This window comes from Mycobacterium conspicuum (genome assembly GCF_010730195.1).
GTDB lineage: Bacteria > Actinomycetota > Actinomycetes > Mycobacteriales > Mycobacteriaceae > Mycobacterium > Mycobacterium conspicuum.
Map to the genome: position 1 here is coordinate 3,317,130 of NZ_AP022613.1, position 23,823 is coordinate 3,340,952.

The following is a 23,823-nucleotide window of genomic DNA, read 5'->3' on the forward strand; positions in this document are numbered from 1 at the left end:
GCCTCAGTCCGCGAGGGTGCGCAAATGTACGCCAAATGCGGCGTGTCACTGCACAAACGCGCACGCTCGCCGCGAGGGGGCTTACGTGATGTCGTCATGGGTCCCGGCGTTGATGGGCTCGGGAGCTTCGATGGTCGACGCCTCGTCGTCGGGAATCAGGGCTTCGCGCTTGGCTTTTCGCTTATCGTGCAGCCGCGCGATCTGGATGGCAAACTCGAGCAGCACCGTCAGCGCCAGGCCCAGCGCCGTCATCGAGAACGGGTCGGATCCGGGCGTGAAGATCGCGGCGAACAAAAACATCGCGAAGATCAGGCCGCGCCGCCAGGACTTGAGCCGCTCATAGGTCAGCACACCGACCATGTTGAGCATGACGATCAACAGCGGAAATTCGAAGCTGACCCCGAAGACCACCAGCAGATTCATCAGGAAGCCGAAATACCGGTCGCCGGACAGCGCGGTGACCTGGACGCTGTTGCCGACGGTCAGCAGGAAGCCCAACGCCTTGGCCAGCACCAGGTAGGCCAGCAGGGCGCCGGCGATGAACAGCACCGCGGCCGGGATCACGAACGCCACCGCGAAGCGGCGTTCCTTCTGGTACAGCCCGGGCGTGACGAACGCCCAGAGCTGGTAGAACCACACCGGGCACGCCAGGACGATCCCGGCGGCCATCCCGACCTTGAGCCGCAACATGAACTGGTCAAACGGCGCCGTGGCCAGCAACCGGCATTGCCGGTCGGCGCTGATGTCCGCGCGCGCCGACTGTGGCAGCGAACAATACGGATGCCGCAGCCACTCGCCGAGGCTTTCCAGCCCAAAGATCGAATGCGAGTACCAGAAAAACCCGAAGATCGTGGTGAGCAGGATCGCGGCCAGCGCGATCAGCAGCCTTCTCCGCAGCTCCGTGAGGTGGTCGACCAGCGACATGGTCGCGTCGGGATTGGTGCGACTGCGCCGCTGGCGTGGGTCGAGTCGCTTGAATAGACGGCCGCCGCGCACTGAAAATCTAGAACCGTTCACGACGTTCGGTCAGCGGCGCCCGGTGCTGCTACGCGGGCCGGGCCTCGGTGTGGTCTTGACCAGCAACCGTCGACGGGTCGACGCGTTGCGACTGCACCGGCGCGGGCGGCTCAATGGCGTCCGACTTGGTTTCGGTCTGCATTTCACGGATTTCAGACTTAAAGATGCGCATTGACTTGCCCAGCGAGCGCGCCGCGTCGGGGAGCCGCTTTGCCCCGAATAACACGATGATCACGACAGCGAGGATCAGCCAGTGCCACGGTTGAAGACTGCCCACTTTTGTTACCTCCAGACGTTCACCCGATGCTACCGCAGCGGCGCAAAACGCCAGCGTCCCCGCACTACGGTTTCGTGGAAGGTGTCGTGGTTTGGGCCACCTGGTAGGACTCGAGTGCGGCCGCGGCAGCGTCCTTGACACGATGCGCGAGGGACGCGGGTTCAAGCACCCGCACCGCGGCCCCGAAGCCCAGCACCAACCGCGTCATCCAGTCTTCGGAGGCATAAGTCATGACCGCCTCGCACGAACCATCCGGCAGCTCGAGCACCTCCCGCAGCGGGTAGTAGTCGAACATCCAGGACGCCGAGGGCGCAATCCGCAGCCGCGCCGACGGCAGCGACGGGTCTCCGTCGAACAGCGAGGTGTCCGGCGGCGCCTGCACCGCGGGTTCGGGTGGGGCGGCGGGCTCGTCGAGGGCTTTGGCGTCCACGATCCGGTCGAAGCGGAACAGCCGAACCCCTTCGGATTCGCGTGACCAGGCCTCCAGGTAGCTGTGCCCACCGACCAGCAGGACCCGGATCGGGTCGACGATGCGGCTGGTCAGGGTGTCGTGGGAGGCGGCGTAGTACTCGATGGCCAGCGCCTTTTTGTCCCGCACCGTGGCGCGCACCGCGGCCGCGGCCCGGCTCTCCACGGGGGCCGGTTCGTCGACCGCCGACACGGCGCCGGGGAAACCGGAATCGCGCCCGGCGGCCCCGGCGGCCGCCGCGACCTTGGCGATCGCACTGCGCGCCGCCGCTGGGTCGACCACTCCGGGGACGTCGGCCAGCGCCCGCAGCGCCACCAGCAGGCCGGTGGCTTCCGGTGAGGTCAGCTGCAGGGGTCGGTCGATGCCGGCGGAAAACGTCACTTCGATGGTGTCGCCGGAGAATTCGAAGTCGATGAGGTCGCCGGGTCCGTAGCCGGGTAGGCCGCACATCCACAGCTGGTTGAGGTCCGCCTCGAGCTGTTTACTCGTCACCCCCAGCTCGGCGGCGGCCTCGGCGCGGGTGATCCGCGGATTGGCCTGGAAATAGGGCACCATGTTGAGCAGCCGCACCAGGCGGTCCGAGACGTTGGTCATTGGCGCCGCTCCTCCTCCCCTGCCAGGGCCCCGCGCAATCGCGCCACAACGTCATCACGCAGCGACTGCGGCTCCAGCGCGATGGCATCGGCCCCGTAGCCGGCGATCTCACGCGCCAGCCCGTCGGGCGATCCAATGTCGAGTTCGATGACATCTCCGTCGCGGCCGGCGAGTTGCCGTGCCCCGATTTGCCGTCCGGCGCGTCGCAGCGCGGTGGCCCGCCCGTCGGCGACCCACACCACGGCCTGGCCGCCAGCCGGCGTCTCGCTGACCGTGTCGGCGACGATCTTGCGCAGGTCGACGTCCTCGGGCACGGTGACCACACCTTCCGGTCCGATCGGCGTGACCTCGGCACCGATCCGGGATAGCCGGAACGTGCGGGTGGCGCCGCGATCGCGGTCGTGGCCCACCAGATACCAGCGGCCCTTCTCGGTGACCACTCCCCACGGTTCAACGGTGCGGGTGGTGTAGGGCTCCGCCCGAGACGGCCGATGCGGGAATTGCACCGCCTGTCGAGAATCGATGGCCGACAACAGGATTCCGAGCACGTCCTCCGATCCACGCAGACCCGGCACCCCGGCCGACGACGCGATGGCCACCTGCGCCCCGATATCTAACGGATCGACGTCTACCCCGGCGGCCCGCAATTTGAGCAGCGCGCCCTGGGTTGCGGTGATCAGCTCGGGCGATTGCCACAGCCCGGTGGCGACGGCTACCGCGGCGGCCTCGTCCGGGGTCAACTCGACGGGACGCAACGAGTAGGCATCCCGGTTGATGCGGTAGCCCTCGGTGGGGTCCAGCGCCGAGACCTTGCCGACCTCCAGCGGGATGCCGAGGTCGCGCAGCTCGTTCTTGTCACGCTCGAACATCCGCGAAAACGCCTCGGCGCTAGGGCTTTCCGAATAGCCCGCGACGCTGGAGCGGATCTTTTCCGCGGTGATGAAGCCGCGGGTGGACAGCAGGGCGATGACGAGATTGACCAGCCGTTCGACTTTCGAGGTCGCCATTTGCTCAAGACTAGATGGGCTGGAAAGTCATGCCGGACGGTCCTACCGGTCCCGTGACCGCGAACGTAACGCTGTTGCGAATTTCGACGGGGCATTTCGCAGCGGCGTTACGCTCGCGACGCACCGAGGACCTACATGCTCGCGATCAGCCGCTTCACCCGCTCGTCGACCGCGCGGAACGGGTCTTTGCACAGCACGGTGCGCTGGGCCTGGTCATTGAGCTTGAGATGCACCCAGTCGACGGTGAAGTCACGCCCCGCGGCCTGGGCGGCGCTGATGAACTCACCACGCAGCCGCGCGCGGGTGGTCTGCGGTGGCTTTTCGACGGCCTCGGCGATGTCCTCGTCGGTGGTGACGCGCGCCGCCAGGCCCTTTCGCTGCAGCAGGTCGAACACGCCGCGTCCGCGCTTGATGTCGTGGTAGGCCAGGTCCAGCTGCGCGATCTTCGGGTCGGACAGCTCCATGTTGTAGCGATCCTGGTAGCGCTGAAACAGCTTGCGCTTGATCACCCAGTCGATCTCGGTGTCCACCTTGGCGAAATCCTGGCTCTCGACGGCGTCGAGCTGACGGCCCCACAGGTCGACGACCTGCTCGATCTGAGCGTTGGGCTCACGCGTCTGCAGGTGTTCGACGGCGCGGGTGTAGTACTCGCGCTGGATGTCCAGCGCGCTGGCCTGGCGGCCCCCGGCCAGCCGCACCGGCCGGCGGCCGGTGACGTCGTGGCTGACCTCGCGGATCGCGCGGATCGGGTTGTCCAGCGAGAAGTCGCGAAACGGCACACCCGCCTCGATCATCTCCAGCACCAGCGCCGCGGTGCCCACCTTGAGCATGGTGGTGGTCTCGCACATGTTCGAGTCGCCGACGATGACGTGCAGCCGGCGGTACTTCTCGGCGTCGGCGTGCGGCTCGTCGCGGGTGTTGATGATCGGCCGGCTGCGGGTAGTGGCCGACGAGACGCCCTCCCAGATGTGCTCGGCGCGCTGGGACAGGCAGAACGTCGCTGCCTTGGGTGTCTGCAGCACCTTGCCCGCGCCGCAGATCAGTTGGCGGGTGACCAGGAACGGCAGCAGCACGTCGGAGATCCGGGAGAACTCGCCGGCCCGCACGATCAGGTAGTTCTCGTGACAGCCGTAGGAGTTACCGGCCGAGTCGGTGTTGTTTTTGAACAGGTAGATGTCGCCGCCGATGCCCTCATCGGCCAGCCGCTGTTCGGCATCGACCAGCAGGTCTTCCAGCACCCATTCACCGGCACGGTCATGCGTGACCAGCTGCACCAGGCTGTCGCATTCGGCGGTCGCGTATTCGGGATGGCTGCCGACGTCCAGGTACAGGCGCGCGCCATTCCGCAGGAACACGTTCGAGCTACGCCCCCAGGACACCACCCGCCGGAACAGGTAGCGCGCCACCTCGTCCGGGCTGAGCCGACGGTGGCCGTGGAACGTGCAGGTCACACCGAACTCGGTCTCGATGCCCATGATTCGTCGCTGCACGTAATCGAGGGTACAAGTAGTCCGAGCGCGAACGGTGGACGGCCGCGCCTAGCTTTCGGATTCGGAACCCAGGTGGGTCTCCAAAGTCGAGCGGCCGATCCGCCGGAATGCCCGTCGCGGACGGTTGGCGTCCAGGATGGCGACCTCCAGGCTGGCCACATCGAGGCTGGACTGATCACCGTTCGAGGCATCCGCGCTCCCCGCCCGCAGCGCGTCGACCGCGATCCGCAGCGCATCGGGCAGATCGGCGTTCTCGGCGTAGGAGTCCTTGAGCGCCGTGGTGATCGGCTCGGTGGTGCCGCCCATCACCACGAAATGCGGCTCGTCGGCGATCGACCCGTCGTAGAGGATCCGGTACAGCTCGGGCGGCCTCGTCTCGCCGTAATGCGCGACCTCGGCCACACACAACTCCACCTCGTAAGGCTTGGCCTGCTCGGTGAAGATGCTGCCCAGCGCCTGGGCATAGGCGTTGGCCAACTGCCGGCCGGTGACGTCGCGGCGGTCGTACGCGTAGCCGCGGGTGTCGGCGAACTGGATCCCGCTGCGACGCAGATTGTCGAATTCGTTGTACTTGCCCGCGGCGGCAAAACCGACGCGGTCGTAGAGTTCGCTGATCTTCTGCAGGGAGCGCGACGGGTTCTCGGCGACGAATAGCACACCGCCGGCGTAGGCCAGCACCACCACACTGCGGCCGCGTGCGATGCCCTTGCGCGCGAGCTCGCTGCGCTCGCGCATCGCCTGCTCGGGCGAGATGAAATACGGGAAGCTCACTTGTCACCGCCATCGGGACCGAAAGTGTCTGCGCGGGAACGGCTTTCGATGACTTCACGGGCCAGTTCGGCGATCCGGCTTTCCGCCACGTCGACCGCGCCGTTGGCGTCGATGGTGACCGCCGTCGGGTAGATGCCCCGTACCAGATCCGGACCGCCGGTGGCCGAATCGTCGTCGGCGGCGTCGTAGAGCGCCTCAACGGCCACGCGCAGCGCGGTATCGGCGTCGGTAACTTGCGAATACAGCTTCTTGATCGAGGACTTGGCGAATATCGACCCGGAGCCCACCGATTGGTAGCCCTCTTCCTCGATGTTCCAGCCGCCGGCGGCGTCGAAGGAGACGATGCGGCCCGCGCTCTCGGCGTCGGCGGCGTGGATGTCGTAGCCGACCAGCAGCGGCAGCGCGACCAGACCCTGCATCGCCGCGGCGAGGTTGCCGCGCACCATGATCGCGAGCCGGTTCACCTTGCCGGGGAACGTGAGCGGCACGCCTTCGAGCTTCTCGTAGTGCTCGAGTTCGACCGCGTACAGCCGGGCGAATTCGACGGCGACCGCGGCGGTACCCGCGATCCCGGTGGCGGTGTAGTCGTCGGTGATGTACACCTTGCGCACATCCCGCCCGGCGATCATGTTGCCCTGCGTCGAGCGCCGATCGCCGGCGATCAGGACGCCGCCGGGGTATTTCAGCGCGACGATGGTCGTCCCATGCGGCAACTGTCCCGCTGCCGGTGCATCGCCGGTGAGGCTCGCCGGCAGCAGCTCCGGCGCCTGGCGACGAAGAAAGTCGGCGAACGAGGACAGGTCTATAGCGGAAGAGTTAAGCGACAGGCGATCGGGGAACTGCCAGGTCACTGTCCGCCCTTTTGGACGTATGCGCGGACGAAGTCTTCGGCGTTCTCCTCCAGCACATCGTCGATCTCGTCGAGCAGATCGTCGGTGTCTTCGGCCAGCTTCTCGCGACGTTCCTGGCCCGCGGCGGTCGTGCCGGTGACGTCGTCGTCCTCGCCGCCTCCACCGCCACGTTTGGTTTGCTCCTGCGCCATCGCCGCCTCCTGCTTCGTGATGCCCTTTTTCGAGGGCTGCGTGCGCCCGTCGGGCGCACGCAAGCTTCTCTCTACCCTACCGGTCAACCCCGACGTTTCCCCGTTAACCGTCCCTAGCTCAATGGTCGTGACCCGCTGCGCCCGGCTTCGCCGCGCTTGCGATCACTCCTTGCCCGACGGTCGTGACCCGCCGCGCCCTGCTTCCTCGCGCTCCTAGCTCAATGGTCGTGACCCGCTGCGCCCGGCTCCGCCGCGCTTGCGATCACTCCTAGCTGGTGAGTTCTTCCACCAACTGGGCGGCGCTGTCCACCGAGTCCAACAGCGCTCCGACGTGCGCCTTGCTGCCGCGCAGCGGCTCCAGCGTGGGGATTCGAACCAGCGAATCGCCGCCCAAGTCGAAGATCACCGAGTCCCAGCTGGCCGCGGCGATGTCCGCCCCGAACCGGCGCAGGCATTCGCCCCGGAAGTAGGCGCGGGTGTCCGTCGGCGGGTTGTCCACCGCCTCGAGCACCTGATGTTCGCTGACCAGCCGTTTCATCGAGCCGCGCGCCACCAGCCGGTTGTACAGGCCCTTGTCCAGCCGCACATCGGAATACTGCAGGTCAACGAGGTGCAGCCGGGGCGCCGACCAGCTCAGGTTCTCGCGCTGCCGGAAGCCTTCCAGCAGCCGCAGCTTGGCCGGCCAGTCCAGGATCTCGGCGCAGTCCATCGGGTCACGCTCCAGCTGGTCGAGCACGTGCGCCCAGGTTTCGACGACGTGGGCCGCGCGCGGGTCCGGGTCGCGGCCGTCGACCAGCTTGGCCACCCGGTCGAGGTAGATCCGTTGCAGCGCAAGGCCGGTCAGCTCGCGGCCGTCGACCAGCGCCACGGCAACCCGCAGCGACGGATCCCGACTGATCGCGTGCACCGCGTGCACCGGCCGCGCCAGCGCCAGATCGGACAGGTCGATGCCGTGCGTCGGGCCCTCTTCGATCAGGTCGAGCACAAGCGCGGTGGTGCCCAGCTTGAGGTAGGTCGACGTCTCGGCCAGGTTCGCGTCACCGATGATGACGTGCAACCGGCGGTACCGGTCGGCGTCGGCGTGCGGTTCGTCGCGGGTATTGATGATGCCGCGCTTCAGCGTGGTTTCCAGCCCGACCTCGACCTCGATGTAATCGGAACGCTGCGAAAGCTGGAAACCGGGCTCGTCGCCCGACGGCCCGATGCCGACGCGCCCGGAGCCGGTCACCACCTGGCGGGACACCAGAAACGGAGTCAGCCCGGCGATGATCGCCGAAAACGGCGTCTGGCGGCTCATCAGGTAGTTCTCGTGCGACCCGTAGGAGGCGCCCTTGCCGTCGACGTTGTTCTTGTACAGCTGCAGTTTCGCCGCGCCGGGCACGCTGGCGACGTGGCGGGCGGCGGCCTCCATCACCCGCTCGCCGGCCTTGTCCCAGATCACCGCGTCCAGCGGGTCGGTGCACTCGGGCGCCGAGTATTCGGGGTGCGCGTGGTCGACGTAGAGCCGCGCGCCGTTGGTCAGGATCATGTTGGCCGCACCGACCTCGTCGGCGTCGACGACGGGCGGCGGCCCGGCCGAGCGGCTCAGGTCGAAACCCCGGGCGTCGCGCAGCGGCGATTCCACCTCGTAGTCCCACCGAGTGCGCTTGGCGCGCTGAATGCCCGCGGCGGCGGCGTAGGCCAGCACCGCCTGGGTCGAGGTGAGGATCGGGTTGGCGGTCGGGTCCGACGGCGACGATATGCCGTACTCGACCTCCGTCCCGATAATCCGTTGCATGGCTTAAAGACTACGGGCCGGGGGCAGACCGCCGAGGCGGGGCCATTGGAAGTTGACTCTGCGTCCTGGGCGGCAAAGTGCGAGTGGGCCGCGCCGCCAGCGCAGAGTGAACGCGACAACTAGTGTGAGCCGCTATGGGTCCAGCGTCGGCTACCGCCGAAGCGGAGAGCTGGTTTTTGCAGCGCGGCCTGCCGGCGGTGCTGACGGCACGCGGCCGGTGGCGACGGCTGTGGTCGCGATCGGCGCCAGTTCTCGCGGCCTACGCCACTTTTCAGGGTTGTGGTATCCCGATCTTTCTGCTTGTGGGCAGCCACGACGTGGAGATCGACGGGATGCCGACGACCACCGAATGGGTGGTGATCGGGATCGTCGCGGCCGCGATTCCGGTGTCCTTCCTCGTGGGCTGGCTGGTCGCCCGCCTCACGCGCCACCGGGTCCGAGCGGCGGTGGGGATGGCCGCGGCCGTGGTCATCCTGGTTGCCGGCTACTTCAATGCCGACCTGACCTCGTTGCCGCAGTCGGCCATCCTCATCGTCGTCGTGCTGGCCTTGACGGGTCTGGGCATCGGGTCGGTGCTCGGATGGGCGGTCCGCATGACGTTGACCCACCTGGCAAGCGTGGGCGGGCTGGCGGTTCGGGCCCTGCCGGTGGTGCTGCTGACGGCGCTGGTCTTCTTCAACACCTACGTCTGGCTGATGGCGGCGACGATCAACGGCACCCGACTGGTGCTGGCCATGGTGTTTTTGACGGGCATCGCGGCGGTCTTCGTCGTCTCCACGTCCATCGAGCGGGTCAGACCGATGCTGCGCTCGGCCGGGGCGCTGCCCGCCGACAACGAGAGCCTTGCTGACACGCCGTTCGCCGCGATGCCCGATCCGGCCGGCTCGGCCGCTCCCCGGCTGAGCGCGATGGAACGATCCAACGTGGTGTTCGTGCTGGCGGCCTCGCAGCTCGTCCAGATTTCGGTGGTGGCGGCGGTCACCGCCGGCATCTACCTGATCCTGGGGCTGATCGTGCTCACCCCCGACCTGCTCAAGGAGTGGACCCATGTCAGCAAGTCGGAGGCGGTCGTGTTGGGTTGGACGGTGCCGGTGCCGGATTCGCTGATCCACATGAGCCTATTCCTCGGCGCGTTGACGTTCATGTACGTCAGCGCCCGAGCGGTCGGCGACAGCGACTACCGCGCAACGTTTCTCGACCCGCGCGTGGACGATCTGCACGTCGCCCTGATCGCACGCGACCGCTACCGGAATGTCAACGACCACGCTGGCGGTTCGTAACTTACGCTGGTGCCCACCCCGAACCCACGATGAAGTGCGAGAAAACATGACCGACGACATGTCCGGAAAACGCTACGGCGAAGTGCTTCTCGTGACCCCCGGCGAGGCCGGACCGCAGGCCAACGTCTATAACAGCTTCCCGCTCAACGATTGCCCGGCCGAGCTGTGGACCGCGTTGGACCCGCAGGCCATCGCCGCCGAAAACGGTGTGGCCGCGGCCCTGCTCAACGGCCCGCGCTACTGGCTGATGAACTCCATCGAAAAGGAGCAGCAGGGACCGCAGATCAGGAAGACCTTCGGGGGCATTGAGATGATCCTGCAGGCCACCGTCCTGTTGTCCTCGATGAACCCCGCGCCCTACAGCGTCAACAAGGTCACGCGCCACACGGTGTTCGTCTTCAACGCCGGCGAGGAGGTCTACGAACTGCAGGATCCGCACGGCCACCGTTGGGTGATGCAGACCTGGAGCCAGGTGGTGGACCCCAACCTGGAACGGGCGGACCTGCCCAAGCTGGCCGACCGGCTCAAGCTCCCCGACGGCTGGTCCTACCGCCCACAGGTGCTCACCGAGCAACTGCGCATCGACACCACGTCGCGCGCCGCGCAGGTCACCCAGGACGACCTGACGAACAGCTACTCGTTGGTGACCGTCTGAACGCCCAAGCGCGTCTGTCGCGAAACTTAAGCCACGCACACCGCTTTCGTGTGCGTGGCTTAAGTGTGGCGGTGGACTACAGGTACTGACCCAGGTTGGACTCGGTGTCGATGGCCCGTGACGCGCTCGACGACTTGCCGGTGACCAGGGTGCGGATGTACACGATCCGCTCGCCCTTCTTGCCCGAAATCCGTGCCCAGTCATCGGGATTGGTGGTGTTGGGCAGGTCCTCGTTCTCGGCGAACTCGTCGACGATCGAGTCCAGCAGGTGCTGGATGCGCAGGCCGGGTTGCCCGGTCTCCAGCACCGACTTGATCGCGTTCTTCTTCGCCCGGTCGACGACGTTCTGGATCATCGCCCCGGAGTTGAAGTCCTTGAAGTACATGACTTCCTTGTCACCGTTGGCGTAGGTGACCTCCAGGAACCGGTTGTCGTCGATCTCGGCGTACATCCGGTCCACGACCTTCTCGATCATCGCCTTGATGCAAGCCGACCGGTCGCCGTCGAACTCGGCCAGGTCGTCGGCGTGCACCGGCAGCGACTCGATCAGGTACTTCGAGTAAATGTCTTGTGCCGCTTCGGCATCCGGCCGCTCGATCTTGATCTTGACGTCGAGGCGCCCGGGTCGCAGGATCGCGGGGTCGATCATGTCCTCGCGGTTGGAGGCACCGATCACGATGACGTTCTCCAGCCCCTCCACGCCGTCGATCTCGGACAGCAGCTGCGGAACGACGGTCGTCTCGACGTCCGACGAGACGCCGGTGCCGCGGGTGCGGAAGATCGAGTCCATCTCGTCGAAGAACACGATCACCGGAGTGCCCTCGGAGGCCTTCTCCCGGGCACGCTGGAAGATCAGCCGGATGTGGCGCTCGGTCTCGCCGACGAACTTGTTCAGCAGCTCGGGGCCCTTGATGTTGAGGAAGTAGGACTTCGCCTCGCGGGCGTCGTCGCCACGCACCTCGGCCATCTTCTTGGCCAGCGAGTTGGCCACCGCCTTGGCGATCAGGGTCTTACCGCAGCCGGGCGGGCCGTAGAGCAGCACGCCTTTGGGCGGGCGCAGCTGGTATTCCCGGTACAGCTCCTTGTGCAGGAACGGCAGCTCCACCGCGTCGCGGATCTGCTCGATCTGCCGCGTCAGACCGCCGATGTCGGCGTAGCTGACGTCGGGCACCTCTTCGAGCACCAGGTCTTCGACCTCGGCCTTGGGGATGCGCTCGAAGGCGTAGCCGGCTTTCGTGTCGACCAGCAGCGAGTCACCCGGACGCAGCTTGCGGGGCTTGGTGTCGTCGTTGAGCGCGTCGGGCACGCCGTCCGGCAGGTCCTCGGCGACCAGCGGCTCGGCCAGCCAGACGATGCGCTCCTCGTCGGCGTGGCCGACGACCAGGGCCCGGTGACCGTCGGCGAGCACCTCGCGCAGCGTGGAGATCTCGCCGACGGATTCGAACGTGCCGGCCTCGACGACGGTCAGGGCCTCGTTGAGCCGGACCGTTTGACCCTTCCGCAGGGTCGAGGTGTCGATGTTCGGCGAGCACGTCAGGCGCATCTTGCGACCCGACGTGAACACGTCGACGGTCTCGTCGTCGTGGGCGGACAGCAGGACGCCGTAGCCACTGGGCGGTTGCCCCAGCCGGTCGACTTCCTCGCGCAGCGCCAGCAGTTGTTGGCGGGCCTCTTTAAGAGTTTCCATTAATTTCGAATTGCGCGCGGCGAGCGAGTCGATTCGGGCTTCGAGCTGGTGCACATCGCGAGCAGAGCGGGCGCTGCCGTGCGACCCAACCGCATGCTCAAGTTGCTCGCGCAGTACTGCCGTCTCACGGCGCAGTTGTTCCAACTCGGCAGCATCGTCGCTGGACATGTCGGTTTCACCAGGGATCCGGAATGCTTCAGAACGCTCTGAGTCACCCATGTTGCGCTCCTTTCCCGCTTCGAAATGACGCGGCGGATACTTCAACGCTACCGGCGAATCGCCATTCGCGTGCGCAGTCAAACACCGGCAAAAAGTTACGAATATGGTCACGCTGGTAACCTCGGCATCAAATCCGGCCGAGCGAAAGGACGACGGTGACGATAAAACCCCTCGCCACGGGCGTGTTAGCCGTCGCCCTCGTTGCCGGAGCGGTCGCAAGTGTGACTTCCGTTGCACCCGTTGGCCCGTCCGGCGCGCCGCAAGCCCCCACCGGCTGAATGCTTGAGCATTCCTGGTCTCCCGCCGACCTTCGCAGCGTCCTCGGCGTCGTGATCGCGGCGGCGCTGCTCGCGCTTTCGGGATGTTCGTCGCACGAGTCCAAGCCCGCGGCTTCGGACGCCCAATCGGCCGCGCCGGTGACGTCGCCTCCGCCGGCTGTCCCCCCGGCCGCTCCCCTGCCCCCGCCCGAAGCCCTCACCGATGTGCTGGCCCGGCTCGCCGATCCCAACGTCCCCGGCACCAACAAGCTCAACCTCGTCGAGGGCGCCACCCCCGAGAGCGCGCCCACACTGGACAAGTTCACGAACGCTTTGCGGGACAACGGCTACCAGCCGATGACCTTCGTGGCGGACAGCATCGCGTGGTCGGATAGAAATCCGGCCGATGTGCAGGCCACCGTCACCGTCAAGACCGCCCGCGCCAACAACGGCGTGTTCACCTTCCCCATGGAGTTCGCCCCGTTCCAGGGCGGCTGGCAGCTGTCGAAGCGGACCGCGCAAATGCTGCTGGCGCTGGGCAACTCACCCGCTCCGAGCGCAACGCCGAGCGCTTCGCCGCCCGCACCACCCGCACCGGCACCGCCGCCCGCACCCCCGGCACCGCCTCGGTGACCGACGGCATGTGGATCGGCTGGCTCGAGTTCGATGTGCTGCTGGACCCGGAGCTTGGGGTGCGATCCCTCAAACACAAGCGATCGGTGATCCGTCCGGTCATCGCCGAACTGCAGCGCAAATTCAGCGTGTCGGCCGCCGAGACCGGTTCACACGACCTGCACCGCCGGGCCGGCATCGGTGTGACACTGGTGTCCAGCGACCGCAGCCATGTCGTCGACGTTCTGGATGCGGCCGAACGTCTGGTCGCGGCGCGTCCCGAGTTCGAGTTGCTGTCCGCGCGCCGAGGCCTGCTGCGCAGCGACGACTAACGCGTAGCGACCTGTTGCGTCGCGAACGTCGGTGCCGCGTTGATGATCGTCATCTTTGGCACCACCCAGAAGATGCCGATGATCACGCTGGCGAGGATCGCCAGCACGCCCAGCACGACACCCGTCATGGCGACATCGCCGTTGCTGGCGTGCCCGTGCCTGACCTGGGCTCGCGCGATCAGGCCCAAGATCAGGGCGAGGACACCCAGTACGAGACCACCGACAAAGGTCGAACTTGCCAACAGGGCAACGAGGCCGATCACCACGGACGCGACACCAAGGCCGTTGTTTGGCTTGCTGACCGGCGTGTCGCTATCCGGGGGCGATTCCGCAGACACGTGCGTTGGGCTTGACGCTGGGTCCCACCACCCCGTCATGGTCTGCGCTCCAACCTGCACCCCAAAACAATTCGTGGCGGGCCGTGGCTAGGCCCTCTATAGGCCCCTCCCACTCTAGCCGCCGAACGGCGGAGTCAGCGTGATCAGCTCGCGGCTAATCGTCGCGGCCGGGGCGTTTGCGCCCCAGCGGCGCGGGGGCGACCGCGCCCGGCGCGAGCCTGCGCGTGGTGATCAGGAACGCCGTGTGCCCGCGCATCGAATGCTGGGGCCGCACGGCCAGCCCGACAACGTTCCAGCCCCGCTGCAACGTCTCCCATGCCCGCGGTTCGGTCCAGCACCCCTGAGCGCGCACCGCCTCAACGACGGTGGACAGCTGGGTGACGGTGGCCACGTAGATCACCAGCACTCCGCCGGCAGCCACCAACCGCGACACGCTGTCGAGCACCTCCCACGGCGCCAGCATGTCCAGCACCGCCCGGTCTACGGAGCCGTCGGGCAGGTCGGAGTCGGCGACGTCGCCGATGATCAGCTCCCAGTTCTCCGGTGGCCCGTCGTAGCACACCGAGACGTTGCGGCGGGCGTGCTCGGCGTGATCGGCGCGCTGCTCGTAGGAGATCACCCGTCCCTGCGGACCGACGGCGCGCAGCAGCCAGCAGGTCAGCGCACCGGATCCGGCGCCCGCCTCCAGCACGCAGGCCCCCGGGAAAATGTCGCCTTCGTGCAGGATCTGGGCGGCGTCCTTCGGATAGATCACCTGCGGCCCGCGGGGCATCCCCATCAGGTAGTCGACCAGCAGCGGGCGGAACACCAGATACAGCGCGCCGTTGCTGGATTTGATGACGCTGCCCTGTTCCAGCCCGATCAACGCGTCATGGGCGATGGTGCCGCGATGCGTGTGGAACTCGCTGCCCGGGGTCAGTTCGATCGTGTAGTGGCGGCCCTTGGCGTCGGTGAGCTGAACGCGCTCGCCAACAGCGAGGGGACCGGTTGCTGGCACGCCCTCCAGCGTGCCAGCCGACGCGCCGTGAGCGTGTACGGGGTTGTCGGCGCGCCGTCCTAGAGTGCGGTTATGACGGAGCAGCCGGACACGCCGTCCCGGCCCGCCCTATCGCCGTCGCGGGCCGCGGACTTCAAGCAGTGTCCGCTGCTGTACCGGTTCCGTGCGATCGATCGGCTCCCCGAGCCGCCGTCGGCGGCTCAACTGCGCGGATCGGTGGTGCATGCGGCGCTAGAGCGGCTCTACGAGCTGCCGGCGGCGCAACGCGTCGCCGCCACCGCACGTTCTCTCGTGGAACCCGCGTGGGATCGGATGATCACCGAGGTGCCCGCGCTGGCCGCCGAAGTGGAGCCCGAGCAGCGGACCCAACTGCTCGAGGAAGCCCGCGCGTTGCTGTCGGGCTACTACCGGCTCGAAGACCCGACGCGCTTCGACCCCGCCTGCTGCGAGGAACGTATCGAGGTGGAGCTGGCCGACGGAACGCTGCTGCGCGGCTTCATCGACCGCATCGACGTCGCCGCCACCGGCGAGCTGCGGGTGGTCGATTACAAGACCGGCAAGGCGCCGCCGGCCAATCACGCCGCGGCCAACTTCACCGCCGAGTTCAAGGCGATCTTCCAGATGAAGTTCTACGCGCTGGCACTGCTGCGGTCGCGCGGTGTGCTGGCCGCCCGCCTGCGGCTCATCTACCTGGCCGACGGGCAGGTGCTGGATTACACCCCGGACCGCGACGAGCTGTTGCGATTCGAAAAGACCCTGATCGCCATCTGGCATGCCATCCAATCCGCAAGTCGGACAGGCGATTTCCGTCCCAACCCGTCGCGGTTGTGCCAGTGGTGCCCGCATCAGCAACACTGTCCGGCATTCGGTGGGACGCCGCCGCCGTACCCCGGCTGGCCCGAGCAGCTGCTGGCCGGCTAAAGCGGCGACATCTCCTGCAGCATCGTCGGAATCAGCTCGCTGACCGTGGGGTGGATGTGCATGGTCCGCGCCAACGTGGTGTAGGGCGCCTTGGCGGACATGACGTCCAGGATGCAGTGGATGGATTCGTCGCCGCCCACCCCGAAGATGGCCGCTCCCAGGATCTCTCGGGTGTCGGCATCGACCACGATCTTCATAAAGCCTTGCGTCTCACCCTTTTCCACCGCCCGGCCGACCCTGGTCATCGGCCGCTTGCCGACCAGCGCCCGGCGCCCCGACGCGCGGACCTGGTCGACGGTCATGCCGGCGCGCCCCAGCGGCGGATCGATATACAGCGCATAGGTGGTGATGCGATCGCTAACCCGCCGCGGATCGTTGTCGAGCAGGTTGGCCGCGACGATTTCGAAGTCGTTGTACGACGTGTGCGTGAAGGCGCCCTTGCCGTTGCAATCGCCCATCGCCCAAATGTGATCGACGTTGGTCTTCAGTGCGTCGTCGACGACGATGCAGCCGCGGGCATCGGTCTGCACGCCCGCGGCCTCAAGTCCGAGATCGTCGGTGTTGGGCCGACGTCCCACCGCCAGCAGCAGGTGGCTACCCTGAATCGGCGCGGCGCCGTCCCCAGGCGATAGTTCAAATCCGTTGTCGCGCTTGGTTATCCGTATGTCTTCGGCGCCGAGGACAACATCGACACCTTCGGTCTCCAGAATTTCCTTGATGGTGGCCGAGACGTCCTCGTCCTCGCGGGAGGCCAGCCGCGGGCCGCGCTCGACCACGGTCACCCGGGCCCCGAAGCGGCGGTACATCTGCGCGAACTCCAGCGCGATATAGCTACCGCCGACGATGACGAGATGGCTTGGCACCGTGTCGAGTTCGAGGATCGACACGTTGGTGAGGAAGTCGACATCGGACAATCCCGGGATGTCCGGCACCACCGCACGGCCGCCCACGTTGAGGAAGATCCGGTCGGCTCGCAACAGTTGCTCGTCGACCTTCAGCGTGTGCGGGTCCACGAAACGGGCGTGGCCGCGGACGAGGGTGCAGCCGTCCATGCCCTGCAGCCAGCTTTCGACACCGTTGCGGTCGGCGAGCATCACGCCGTCCTTGCGGGCCTTGACTTTCGCCATGTCCACACTGACGGGTCCGGTGCCGATGCCGTACTCGGCCCCGCGCCGGGCCAGTTGCGCGGCGTGCGCGCTGGCGACCAGGGTCTTGGTCGGAATGCATCCGGTGTTGACGCAGGTGCCGCCGACGTGTTTGCGTTCCACGACCGCGACGCGCTGCCCGGCGGCGGTCAGGCGCCCGGCCAGCGGCGGCCCGGCCTGACCGGCGCCGACGATGATCGCATCGAAATGCGCTGTCACTTAACCGCAGTCAGCAGGTAGTCCGTCAGCACGTGACCCGTCACGGCCAGGATGGCGAACCCGCCCAATATGGCGACCGCGTCCTCGAGCAGCGCGATCGGCAGGTCCTTGCCGCCGGTCGCGGCCACCAGACGCGTGCGTGCCTGGTAGCCGCCGAGGGTGCCGAGCACCGCCCCGATGATGCCGGCCCCCAGCGCGCTGAAGGTCCAATGCGGCCACGCGCCAAGGGCCGCGCCGGCAAGCCCACCGGTGATGAGGCGAGCGGCAAAAATCGGCGGAGCCGTGCGGGCGGGTGTCTTGGGCAGCTTGTCGTTGACCAGTTCGCCGATCGCAAGGATGGTGAACACCACCACGGTGATGAGGCTGGCCATCCAGGATGCCCACGTGCCGTGCAAGTCGATCCACGCCAGGAGGGTCGGGCAGGCGGCCCACGCGACGACGGCGGGAGCCGTCAGCGAACGCAACCCTGCGACAACACCGATCAGTAAAGCCAGCAGCAGAACAAGCGCGTGCGTCACAGCGATCCTCCTGGAAATGAAACGGCCGGCAAAGATAAGCGGAGACGGCTCGGTGCGAGCCCCTCCACCCAGGCGGACGCTAACACAGGCAGCGGCGCCGTGACACCTGCGAGCGATCAGAAGCGGCAGAACCGGATGTCAGAAGCCAGAATCGCTTTGGCGCCGATAGCGGCGAGCTCATCCATGATTTCGTTGACGCCGCGACGGGGCACCAAAGCGCGGACCGCGACCCAGCCCTCGTCGGCGAGCGGAGCGATGGTCGGCGACTCCAGTCCCGGCGTGATCGACGTGGCTTTGTCCAGCACCGAGCGTGGGCAGTCGTAATCCAGCATCAGATACTGCTGACCGAACACCACACCCTGTACGCGAGCGACCAGCTGGTCACCCGCCGCGCTTTGCCGGCGGTGGCCGGCCTCGGCACGTTCGATCAGCACCGCCTCCGAATCACACAGCGGCTCACCGAATGCCACGAGATCATGCATGCCCAGGGTTCGCCCGGACCCCACCACGTCGGCGATGGCGTCGGCCACCCCGAGTTGCACGGAGATCTCCACGGCTCCGTCGAGCCTGATGACCGTCGCGTCAATACCCTTGGCGGCCAGATCTTTTCGGACCAGATTTGGGTACGCGGTGGCGATGCGCTTGCCGGCCAGATCGGCCGGCTTCCAGTCCCGGCCGGCGGGCGCGGCGTAACGGAAACTGGATGACCCGAAGCCCAGCGCCAGCCGCTCGGACACGGGCGCATCGGAATCCAGCACCAAATCGCGTCCGGTGATGCCGAAGTCGAGTTCCCCCGAACCGACGTAGATGGCAATGTCCTTGGGCCGCAAAAAGAAGAACTCGACCTGGTTGACCGGGTCGATGACGGTGAGGTCCTTGGGGTCGGTGCGACGCCGATAGCCGGCCTCGGAGAGGATCTCGCTGGCCGGCTCGCTCAGCGTGCCCTTGTTGGGAACCGCAACGCGCAGCATGCTCACAGCTTCCGGTAGATGTCGTCGAGCGACAGTCCGCGCGAGATCATCAGCACCTGCGTCCAGTACAGCAGCTGGCTGATCTCCTCGGCTAACGCCTCGTCGGGCTCGTGCTCGGCCGCCAGCCACACCTCGCCGGCCTCCTCGAGGATCTTCTTGCCCAGAGCGTGTACCCCGCCGTCCAGCGCGGCGACGGTGGCGCTGCCCGCGGGGCGGGTGCGCGCGCGGTCGCCGAGTTCGGCGAACAGCTCCTCGAAGGTCTTCACGGCGAGCGATTGTTTCACGACGCCGCGAGCAAAGTCACCTCGGTTTAGCTCATTCCGGCCCGGCTCCCGTAATGTAGGCAGTAATTAACCCACCTAACTAACTAGCGGATGGAGTCGGCATGGCCCGTACCGAGAACGACACCTGGGATTTGGCGTCCAGTGTGGGTGCGACCGCAACCGCGGTCGCGGCGCAGCGCGCGCTGGCCTCCCAAGGTCCGGATCGGCTGCTGGACGACCCCTGGGCCGACCCGCTCGTGCGCGCCGTGGGCATCGACACCCTGATCAAGCTGCTCGACGCAAAGCCCGGGGACGGCGACAAGCCCGGGTTCAACCGGCAGACCCTGATCCACCAAATCACCGTGCGCACCCGGTACTTCGATGACTTCTTTACCCGGGCCGTCGATGCGGGCGTCCGGCAGGCGGTGATCCTGGCATCCGGCCTGGACACCAGGGCCTACCGACTGCCGTGGCCGCCGGACGCCGTGGTGTACGAAATCGACCAACCCGGGGTGATCGACTTCAAGACCCGCACGCTGGCCGATCTGGGCGCCGAACCGACCGCAACACGCAGGACCGTCGCGATCGACCTGCGTGACGACTGGCCCTCGGCACTGACGGACGCCGGACTCGATCCCACCAAGCCGACCGCGTGGAGCGCCGAAGGCCTGCTCATCTACCTGCCGCCGGACGCGCAGGACCGCTTGTTCGACAACGTCGCCGCGCTGTCGGCGCCGGGCAGCCGAATCGCTTGCGAGCACATGGATTTCGCCAACATTCCTTCGGATTGGGCGCAACGGCTTACCGAGCGGTCCCGGCGCGGCGGCTCCGAGATCAACCTGGCCGAGCTGTTCTACACCGGTGACCGCACCAGCGCCAGCGAATACCTCGCCGGCCACGGTTGGCAGGTCGACATCAAGACAACCAAAGAAGCCTACGCGGCCAACGGTTTTCCGGTTCCGCAAGACGAGATGGCCTCACTCGGTGACGCCGCCGGCTACCTGACGGCGCTGCGCGTCTGAGCGAGAGTTCTTAGTCCTCCGGGTTGTAGCCGAGATTGGGGCCGAGCCAGCGCTCGGCTTCGGGCAGGGTCCAGCCCTTGCGCTTCGCGTAATCGGCGACCTGATCCTGGGCCATCCGGCCGACCACGAAGTACTGCGACTGCGGGTGCGAGAAATACCAGCCGCTGACGGCGGCGCCGGGCCACATCGCCATCGACTCGGTCAGCTCGATGCCGGTCCGCTCGTGGACGTCCAGCAACTTGAAGAGCGTCACCTTCTCGGTGTGCTCCGGGCAGGCCGGGTAGCCCGGCGCTGGGCGGATTCCCACGTACTTCTCGTCAATGAGTGCCTCGTTGTCCAGCTGCTCGTCGGGCTGGAACCCCCAGAACTCCTTACGGACCCGTTGGTGCATCCGTTCGGCGAACGCCTCGGCCAGCCGGTCGGCGAGCGACTCCAGCAGGATCGCGCTGTAGTCGTCGTTGGCCGCCTTGAACTCCGCGATCTTGTCGCCGGCGCCGAGCCCCGCGGTGACGGCGAACGCGCCGACGTAGTCGGCCAGACCCGTGTCCTTGGGTGCGATGTAGTCGCCCAGCGAGCGGTTCGGGACGCCGTCGCGGTGCTCGCCCTGCTGGCGCAGGTTGTGCAACGTGGTCAGCACCTCGGTACGGGTGTCATCGGTGTACACCTCGATGTCGTCTCCGACGGCGTTGGCGGGAAAGAACCCGATCACCCCGTTGGCGGTCAGCCACTTCTCCTTGATCACGGTGTCGAGCATCTCCTGGGCGTCGTCGTACAGCTTGCGGGCGGCCTCGCCGGAGGCCGGGTTGTTGAGGATGTCGGGGAATCTGCCCTTCATCTCCCAGGCGTTGAAGAACGGCTGCCAGTCGATGTACTCGCGCAACTCGGCGAGGTCGTAGTCCTGATAGTCCCGCACCCCGAGCCCCTGGGCCGGCGCCGGCGGCGTGTAGCCATCCCAGTCGATCGGGGTCCGGTTCGCGCGGGCCTTCTCCAGTGTCAGCATCGGCCGCTCGTTTTTCTGCGAGTGCCGTTCCCGCAGGGACGCGTATTCCTTCTCGGTGGCCTCCAGCAGTGCCGGCCGCTGCTTGTCGTCGAGCAGCGCGGCGGCGACCGGCACCGAGCGCGACGCGTCCTTGACCCAGACCACCGGACCGCTGCGACGCGGCGCAATTTTCACCGCCGTGTGCGCGCGCGAGGTGGTCGCGCCGCCGATCAGCAGCGGGATTTCCAGCCCCTCGCGTTGCATTTCGGCGGCGAAGTTGCTCATCTCGTCCAGCGACGGGGTGATCAGCCCGGACAGCCCGATGATGTCGGCGTCGTGTTCGGCCGCCGCGGCCAAGATCTTCTCGGCCGGCACCATCACGCCGAGGTCGATCACTTCAAAGTTGTTGCACTGCAACACAACCCCGACGATGTTCTTGCCGATGTCGTGGACGTCGCCCTTCACGGTCGCCATCACGATCGTGCCGTTGGTGTCCTTTGAGTCGGCGGTACCGTTCTGCTCCTTCTCCGCCTCGATGAACGGCAACAGGTAGGCGACGGCCTTCTTCATCACCCGGGCCGACTTCACCACCTGGGGCAGAAACATCTTGCCCGAGCCGAACAGGTCGCCGACGACGTTCATGCCGTCCATCAGCGGGCCCTCGATCACCTCGATCGGCCGACCGCCCGCCGCGGCGATCTCGGCCCGCAGTTCCTCGGTGTCGTCGTCGACGTGCGCGTCGATGCCCTTGACCAGGGCGTGCGTGATCCGCTCGCGGACCGGCAGGCTGCGCCACTCGGCGGCCTTCGGATCCTCGGATTTCTCCGAACTGTTGAAGCGTTCGGCGATCTCCAGCAGCCGCTCGGCCGCGTCCTCGCGGCGGTTCAGCACGACGTCCTCGATGCGCTCGCGCAGCTCGGGGTCGATCGAGTCGTAGGGCACCAGCGCACCGGCGTTGACGATGCCCATGTCCAGGCCGGCCTTGATGGCGTGGAACAGGAACACCGAGTGGATCGCCTCGCGGACGGGGTTGTTGCCGCGGAACGAGAACGAGACGTTCGAGATGCCGCCGGAGATGTGGACCCCGGGCAGGTTCTCCTTGATCCAGGCGCAGGCCTCGATGAAGTCGATGCCGTAGGTCGCGTGCTCCTCGATGCCGGTGGCCAGCGCGAAGCAGTTCGGGTCGAAGATGATGTCCTCGGGCGGGAAGCCGACCTGTTCGGTCAGGATCCGGTAGGCGCGCCCGCAGATCTGTTTGCGGCGCTCCAGGTTGTCGGCCTGGCCCTGCTCGTCGAAGGCCATCACCACGACGGCGGCGCCGTACTTGCGGCACAGCCGGGCCTCGCGGATGAACTTCTCCTCGCCCTCCTTCATCGAGATCGAGTTGACGATCGGCTTGCCCTGCACGTTCTTCAGGCCCGCCTCGATGACCTCCCACTTGGAGGAGTCGATCATCACCGGGACGCGGCTGATGTCCGGCTCGGCCGCGATCAGCTTGGTGAACCGGTCCATGGCGGCGACGCCGTCGATCATGCCCTCGTCCATGTTGATGTCGATGACCTGCGCACCCACCTCGACCTGCTGCAGGGCCACCGACAGCGCGGTGTCGTAGTCCTCGGCCTTGATCAGGTTGCGGAACCGGGCGGAGCCGGTGATGTTGGTGCGCTCGCCGATGTTCACGAACAGGGACTCGTCGGTGATGTTGAGCGGCTCCAGCCCCGAGAGCCGGGTGGCCGTCTCGATCTGCGGCACCTCACGCGGCGACTTGCCCTCGACGACCTTGGCGATCTCGGCGATATGCGGCGGCGCCGTCCCGCAGCAGCCTCCGACGATGTTGACCAGGCCGGCCTCGGCGAAGTCGGCGATGTAGCCGGCCTGGCGCTCCGGGGTCTCGTCGTACTCGCCGAAGGCGTTGGGCAGGCCGGCGTTGGGATAGCAGGAGACGAAGGTGTCCGCGATGCGCGCCATCTCGGCGATGTAGGGCCGCATCTCCGGCGCCCCCAGCGCACAGTTGAGGCCGACCGCGATCGGCCGCGCGTGCCGGATCGCGTTCCAGAATGCCTCGGTGACCTGACCCGACAGCGTGCGCCCGGATGCGTCGGTGATGGTGCCGGAGATGATCAACGGCCAGCGGCGTCCGCGCTCCTCGAACAGCGTCTCGACGGCGAACACCGCCGCCTTGGCGTTCAGCGAGTCGAAGATCGTCTCGATGATGAGCAGGTCGGCACCACCGTCGACCAGTCCGTTGGCGGATTCCAGGTAGGCGGCGACCAGCTGGTCGTAGGAGACATTGCGCGCCCCGGGGTCGTTGACGTCCGGCGAGATCGACGCGGTCCGCGTCGTCGGGCCGATGGCGCCGGCGACGTAGCGGGGCTTGTCGGGGGTGCTGTACTCGTCGGCTGCCCTGCGGGCCAGGGCGGCGCCGGCGTAGTTCAGCTCGTAGCTCAGGTCGGCCATGTCGTAGTCGGAGAGCGAGATCGCGTTCGCGTTGAACGTGTTGGTCTCCAGGATGTCGGCGCCCGCCTCGAGGTACTCGCGGTGGATGCCCTCGATGATCTGCGGCTGCGTCAGCGTGAGCAGGTCGTTGTTGCCTTGCAGGGCCGTCGGCCACTCGGTGAAGCGGTCGCCGCGGTAGCCGGCCTCGTCGGGCCGGTCGCGCTGGATCGCCGTGCCCATCGCGCCGTCGATCACGATGATTCGCTGGCGCAGCGCCGCCGTCAGCTCGTCGGTGCAGTCGGGGCGGAGGTTGGGGGTGAAGGTGTTCGGCTTATCGGCGTTCACGTACGTTCCTTCCATAGTGGAAGGCGTCCTTGACTCTGCCGAGCGTGGCGGATACCGGGAGTCCAGGGCCCCCAAGTAGCCGTTGCAACGCCTCTCGACCAGAAAAGTCTACGTCGTCCCCCGACGTCAGGACGCCCAGTCGGCCCGACAAACCTAACCGGATTGCCGGCGAACGCATTTCGT

Annotated in this window: 23 protein-coding genes; 6 read left to right on the top strand and 17 right to left on the bottom strand. The window is 67.0% G+C overall.

Going from position 1 to position 23,823, the window contains the following annotated elements; all coding sequences use genetic code 11:
* Positions 1–81: 81 nt before the first annotated feature.
* From tatC to dop, 9 genes are all read right to left on the bottom strand, one after another.
* A complete protein-coding gene (gene tatC / locus G6N66_RS15240; RefSeq protein WP_085233034.1) occupies positions 82–924 on the bottom strand; it encodes a twin-arginine translocase subunit TatC in 843 nt (280 codons plus the stop codon).
* Between the two features lie 121 nt (positions 925–1,045).
* A complete protein-coding gene (gene tatA / locus G6N66_RS15245) occupies positions 1,046–1,294 on the bottom strand; it encodes a Sec-independent protein translocase subunit TatA (RefSeq protein ID WP_085232925.1) in 249 nt (82 codons plus the stop codon).
* A gap of 64 nt (positions 1,295–1,358) precedes the next feature.
* Entirely contained in the window at positions 1,359–2,357 is a 999-nt protein-coding gene (locus tag G6N66_RS15250) for a helix-turn-helix transcriptional regulator (protein WP_085232926.1), read from the bottom strand.
* Positions 2,354–3,364, bottom strand: a complete 1,011-nt coding sequence (locus G6N66_RS15255) for a helix-turn-helix transcriptional regulator (protein ID WP_085232927.1) — start codon at positions 3,362–3,364, stop codon at positions 2,354–2,356. The genes G6N66_RS15250 and G6N66_RS15255 overlap by 4 nt, the downstream gene beginning before the upstream one ends.
* A 131-nt stretch (positions 3,365–3,495) precedes the next feature.
* A complete protein-coding gene (gene pafA / locus G6N66_RS15260) occupies positions 3,496–4,854 on the bottom strand; it encodes a Pup--protein ligase (protein WP_139825204.1) in 1,359 nt (452 codons plus the stop codon).
* A 48-nt stretch (positions 4,855–4,902) separates the two neighbouring features.
* Positions 4,903–5,625, bottom strand: coding sequence for a proteasome subunit alpha (gene prcA, locus G6N66_RS15265; protein WP_085232929.1), 723 nt, complete (start codon positions 5,623–5,625; stop codon positions 4,903–4,905).
* Positions 5,622–6,476: a proteasome subunit beta gene (gene prcB, locus G6N66_RS15270; protein WP_085232930.1), complete on the bottom strand. Its 855-nt coding sequence runs from the start codon at positions 6,474–6,476 to the stop codon at positions 5,622–5,624. Before prcB ends, prcA begins: the two co-directional genes overlap by 4 nt.
* On the bottom strand, positions 6,473–6,667 hold the full coding sequence (locus G6N66_RS15275) for a ubiquitin-like protein Pup (protein WP_085233035.1): 195 nt from the start codon (positions 6,665–6,667) through the stop codon (positions 6,473–6,475). Before G6N66_RS15275 ends, prcB begins: the two co-directional genes overlap by 4 nt.
* A gap of 268 nt (positions 6,668–6,935) precedes the next feature.
* Positions 6,936–8,444 (bottom strand): pup deamidase/depupylase, encoded by a 1,509-nt coding sequence (gene dop / locus G6N66_RS15280; RefSeq protein WP_085232931.1) that lies wholly within the window; start codon positions 8,442–8,444, stop codon positions 6,936–6,938.
* A gap of 134 nt (positions 8,445–8,578) precedes the next feature.
* Between dop and G6N66_RS15285 the strand changes: the two genes are divergently transcribed.
* Together G6N66_RS15285 and G6N66_RS15290 are read left to right on the top strand one after the other, a co-directional pair.
* Positions 8,579–9,724: a hypothetical protein gene (locus tag G6N66_RS15285; RefSeq protein WP_179968277.1), complete on the top strand. Its 1,146-nt coding sequence runs from the start codon at positions 8,579–8,581 to the stop codon at positions 9,722–9,724.
* A 46-nt stretch (positions 9,725–9,770) separates the two neighbouring features.
* Entirely contained in the window at positions 9,771–10,379 is a 609-nt protein-coding gene (locus tag G6N66_RS15290; RefSeq protein WP_085233036.1) for a hypothetical protein, read from the top strand.
* Between the two features lie 76 nt (positions 10,380–10,455).
* Here G6N66_RS15290 and arc read toward each other — a convergent pair whose 3' ends face one another.
* Complete coding sequence (gene arc, locus G6N66_RS15295) at positions 10,456–12,285, bottom strand: proteasome ATPase (RefSeq protein WP_085233038.1); 1,830 nt, start codon at positions 12,283–12,285, stop codon at positions 10,456–10,458.
* Positions 12,286–12,563: 278 nt separating this feature from the next.
* On the opposite strand from arc, the gene G6N66_RS15300 reads away from it, so the two are divergent.
* On the top strand, positions 12,564–13,175 hold the full coding sequence (locus G6N66_RS15300; RefSeq protein ID WP_085232932.1) for a hypothetical protein: 612 nt from the start codon (positions 12,564–12,566) through the stop codon (positions 13,173–13,175).
* 8 nt (positions 13,176–13,183) lie between these two features.
* On the top strand, positions 13,184–13,486 hold the full coding sequence (locus G6N66_RS15305; RefSeq protein WP_085233039.1) for a DUF503 domain-containing protein: 303 nt from the start codon (positions 13,184–13,186) through the stop codon (positions 13,484–13,486).
* Here G6N66_RS15305 and G6N66_RS15310 read toward each other — a convergent pair.
* Positions 13,483–13,752 (bottom strand): hypothetical protein, encoded by a 270-nt coding sequence (locus G6N66_RS15310; protein ID WP_163645853.1) that lies wholly within the window; start codon positions 13,750–13,752, stop codon positions 13,483–13,485. The genes G6N66_RS15305 and G6N66_RS15310 overlap by 4 nt on opposite strands.
* Before the next feature lie 226 nt (positions 13,753–13,978).
* Positions 13,979–14,821 carry a tRNA (adenine(58)-N(1))-methyltransferase TrmI gene (gene trmI / locus G6N66_RS15315; RefSeq protein WP_085232934.1) on the bottom strand — a complete coding sequence of 281 codons (843 nt, stop codon included), beginning with the start codon at positions 14,819–14,821 and terminating at the stop codon, positions 13,979–13,981.
* A gap of 72 nt (positions 14,822–14,893) precedes the next feature.
* Between trmI and G6N66_RS15320 the strand changes: the two genes are divergently transcribed.
* On the top strand, positions 14,894–15,742 hold the full coding sequence (locus tag G6N66_RS15320) for a RecB family exonuclease (RefSeq protein ID WP_085232935.1): 849 nt from the start codon (positions 14,894–14,896) through the stop codon (positions 15,740–15,742).
* Here the strand turns inward: G6N66_RS15320 and G6N66_RS15325 are convergent.
* The 4 genes from G6N66_RS15325 to G6N66_RS15340 form a co-directional block, all read right to left on the bottom strand.
* Entirely contained in the window at positions 15,739–17,106 is a 1,368-nt protein-coding gene (locus G6N66_RS15325) for an FAD-containing oxidoreductase (RefSeq protein ID WP_085232936.1), read from the bottom strand. The two genes, G6N66_RS15320 and G6N66_RS15325, sit on opposite strands and share 4 nt — an antisense overlap.
* Positions 17,103–17,624, bottom strand: a complete 522-nt coding sequence (locus G6N66_RS15330) for a DUF4126 domain-containing protein (protein WP_085232937.1) — start codon at positions 17,622–17,624, stop codon at positions 17,103–17,105. The genes G6N66_RS15325 and G6N66_RS15330 overlap by 4 nt, the downstream gene beginning before the upstream one ends.
* 116 nt (positions 17,625–17,740) lie before the next feature.
* Complete coding sequence (hisG, locus tag G6N66_RS15335; RefSeq protein ID WP_085232938.1) at positions 17,741–18,595, bottom strand: ATP phosphoribosyltransferase; 855 nt, start codon at positions 18,593–18,595, stop codon at positions 17,741–17,743.
* 2 nt (positions 18,596–18,597) lie between these two features.
* Positions 18,598–18,879, bottom strand: coding sequence for a phosphoribosyl-ATP diphosphatase (locus G6N66_RS15340; RefSeq protein ID WP_085232939.1), 282 nt, complete (start codon positions 18,877–18,879; stop codon positions 18,598–18,600).
* Positions 18,880–18,980: 101 nt separating this feature from the next.
* Here G6N66_RS15340 and G6N66_RS15345 point away from each other — a divergent pair, with 101 nt between their 5' ends.
* Positions 18,981–19,880 (top strand): class I SAM-dependent methyltransferase, encoded by a 900-nt coding sequence (locus G6N66_RS15345; protein ID WP_085232940.1) that lies wholly within the window; start codon positions 18,981–18,983, stop codon positions 19,878–19,880.
* Between the two features lie 10 nt (positions 19,881–19,890).
* Here G6N66_RS15345 and metH read toward each other — a convergent pair whose 3' ends face one another.
* Entirely contained in the window at positions 19,891–23,655 is a 3,765-nt protein-coding gene (metH, locus tag G6N66_RS15350; protein WP_085232941.1) for a methionine synthase, read from the bottom strand.
* Positions 23,656–23,823 lie beyond the last annotated feature (168 nt).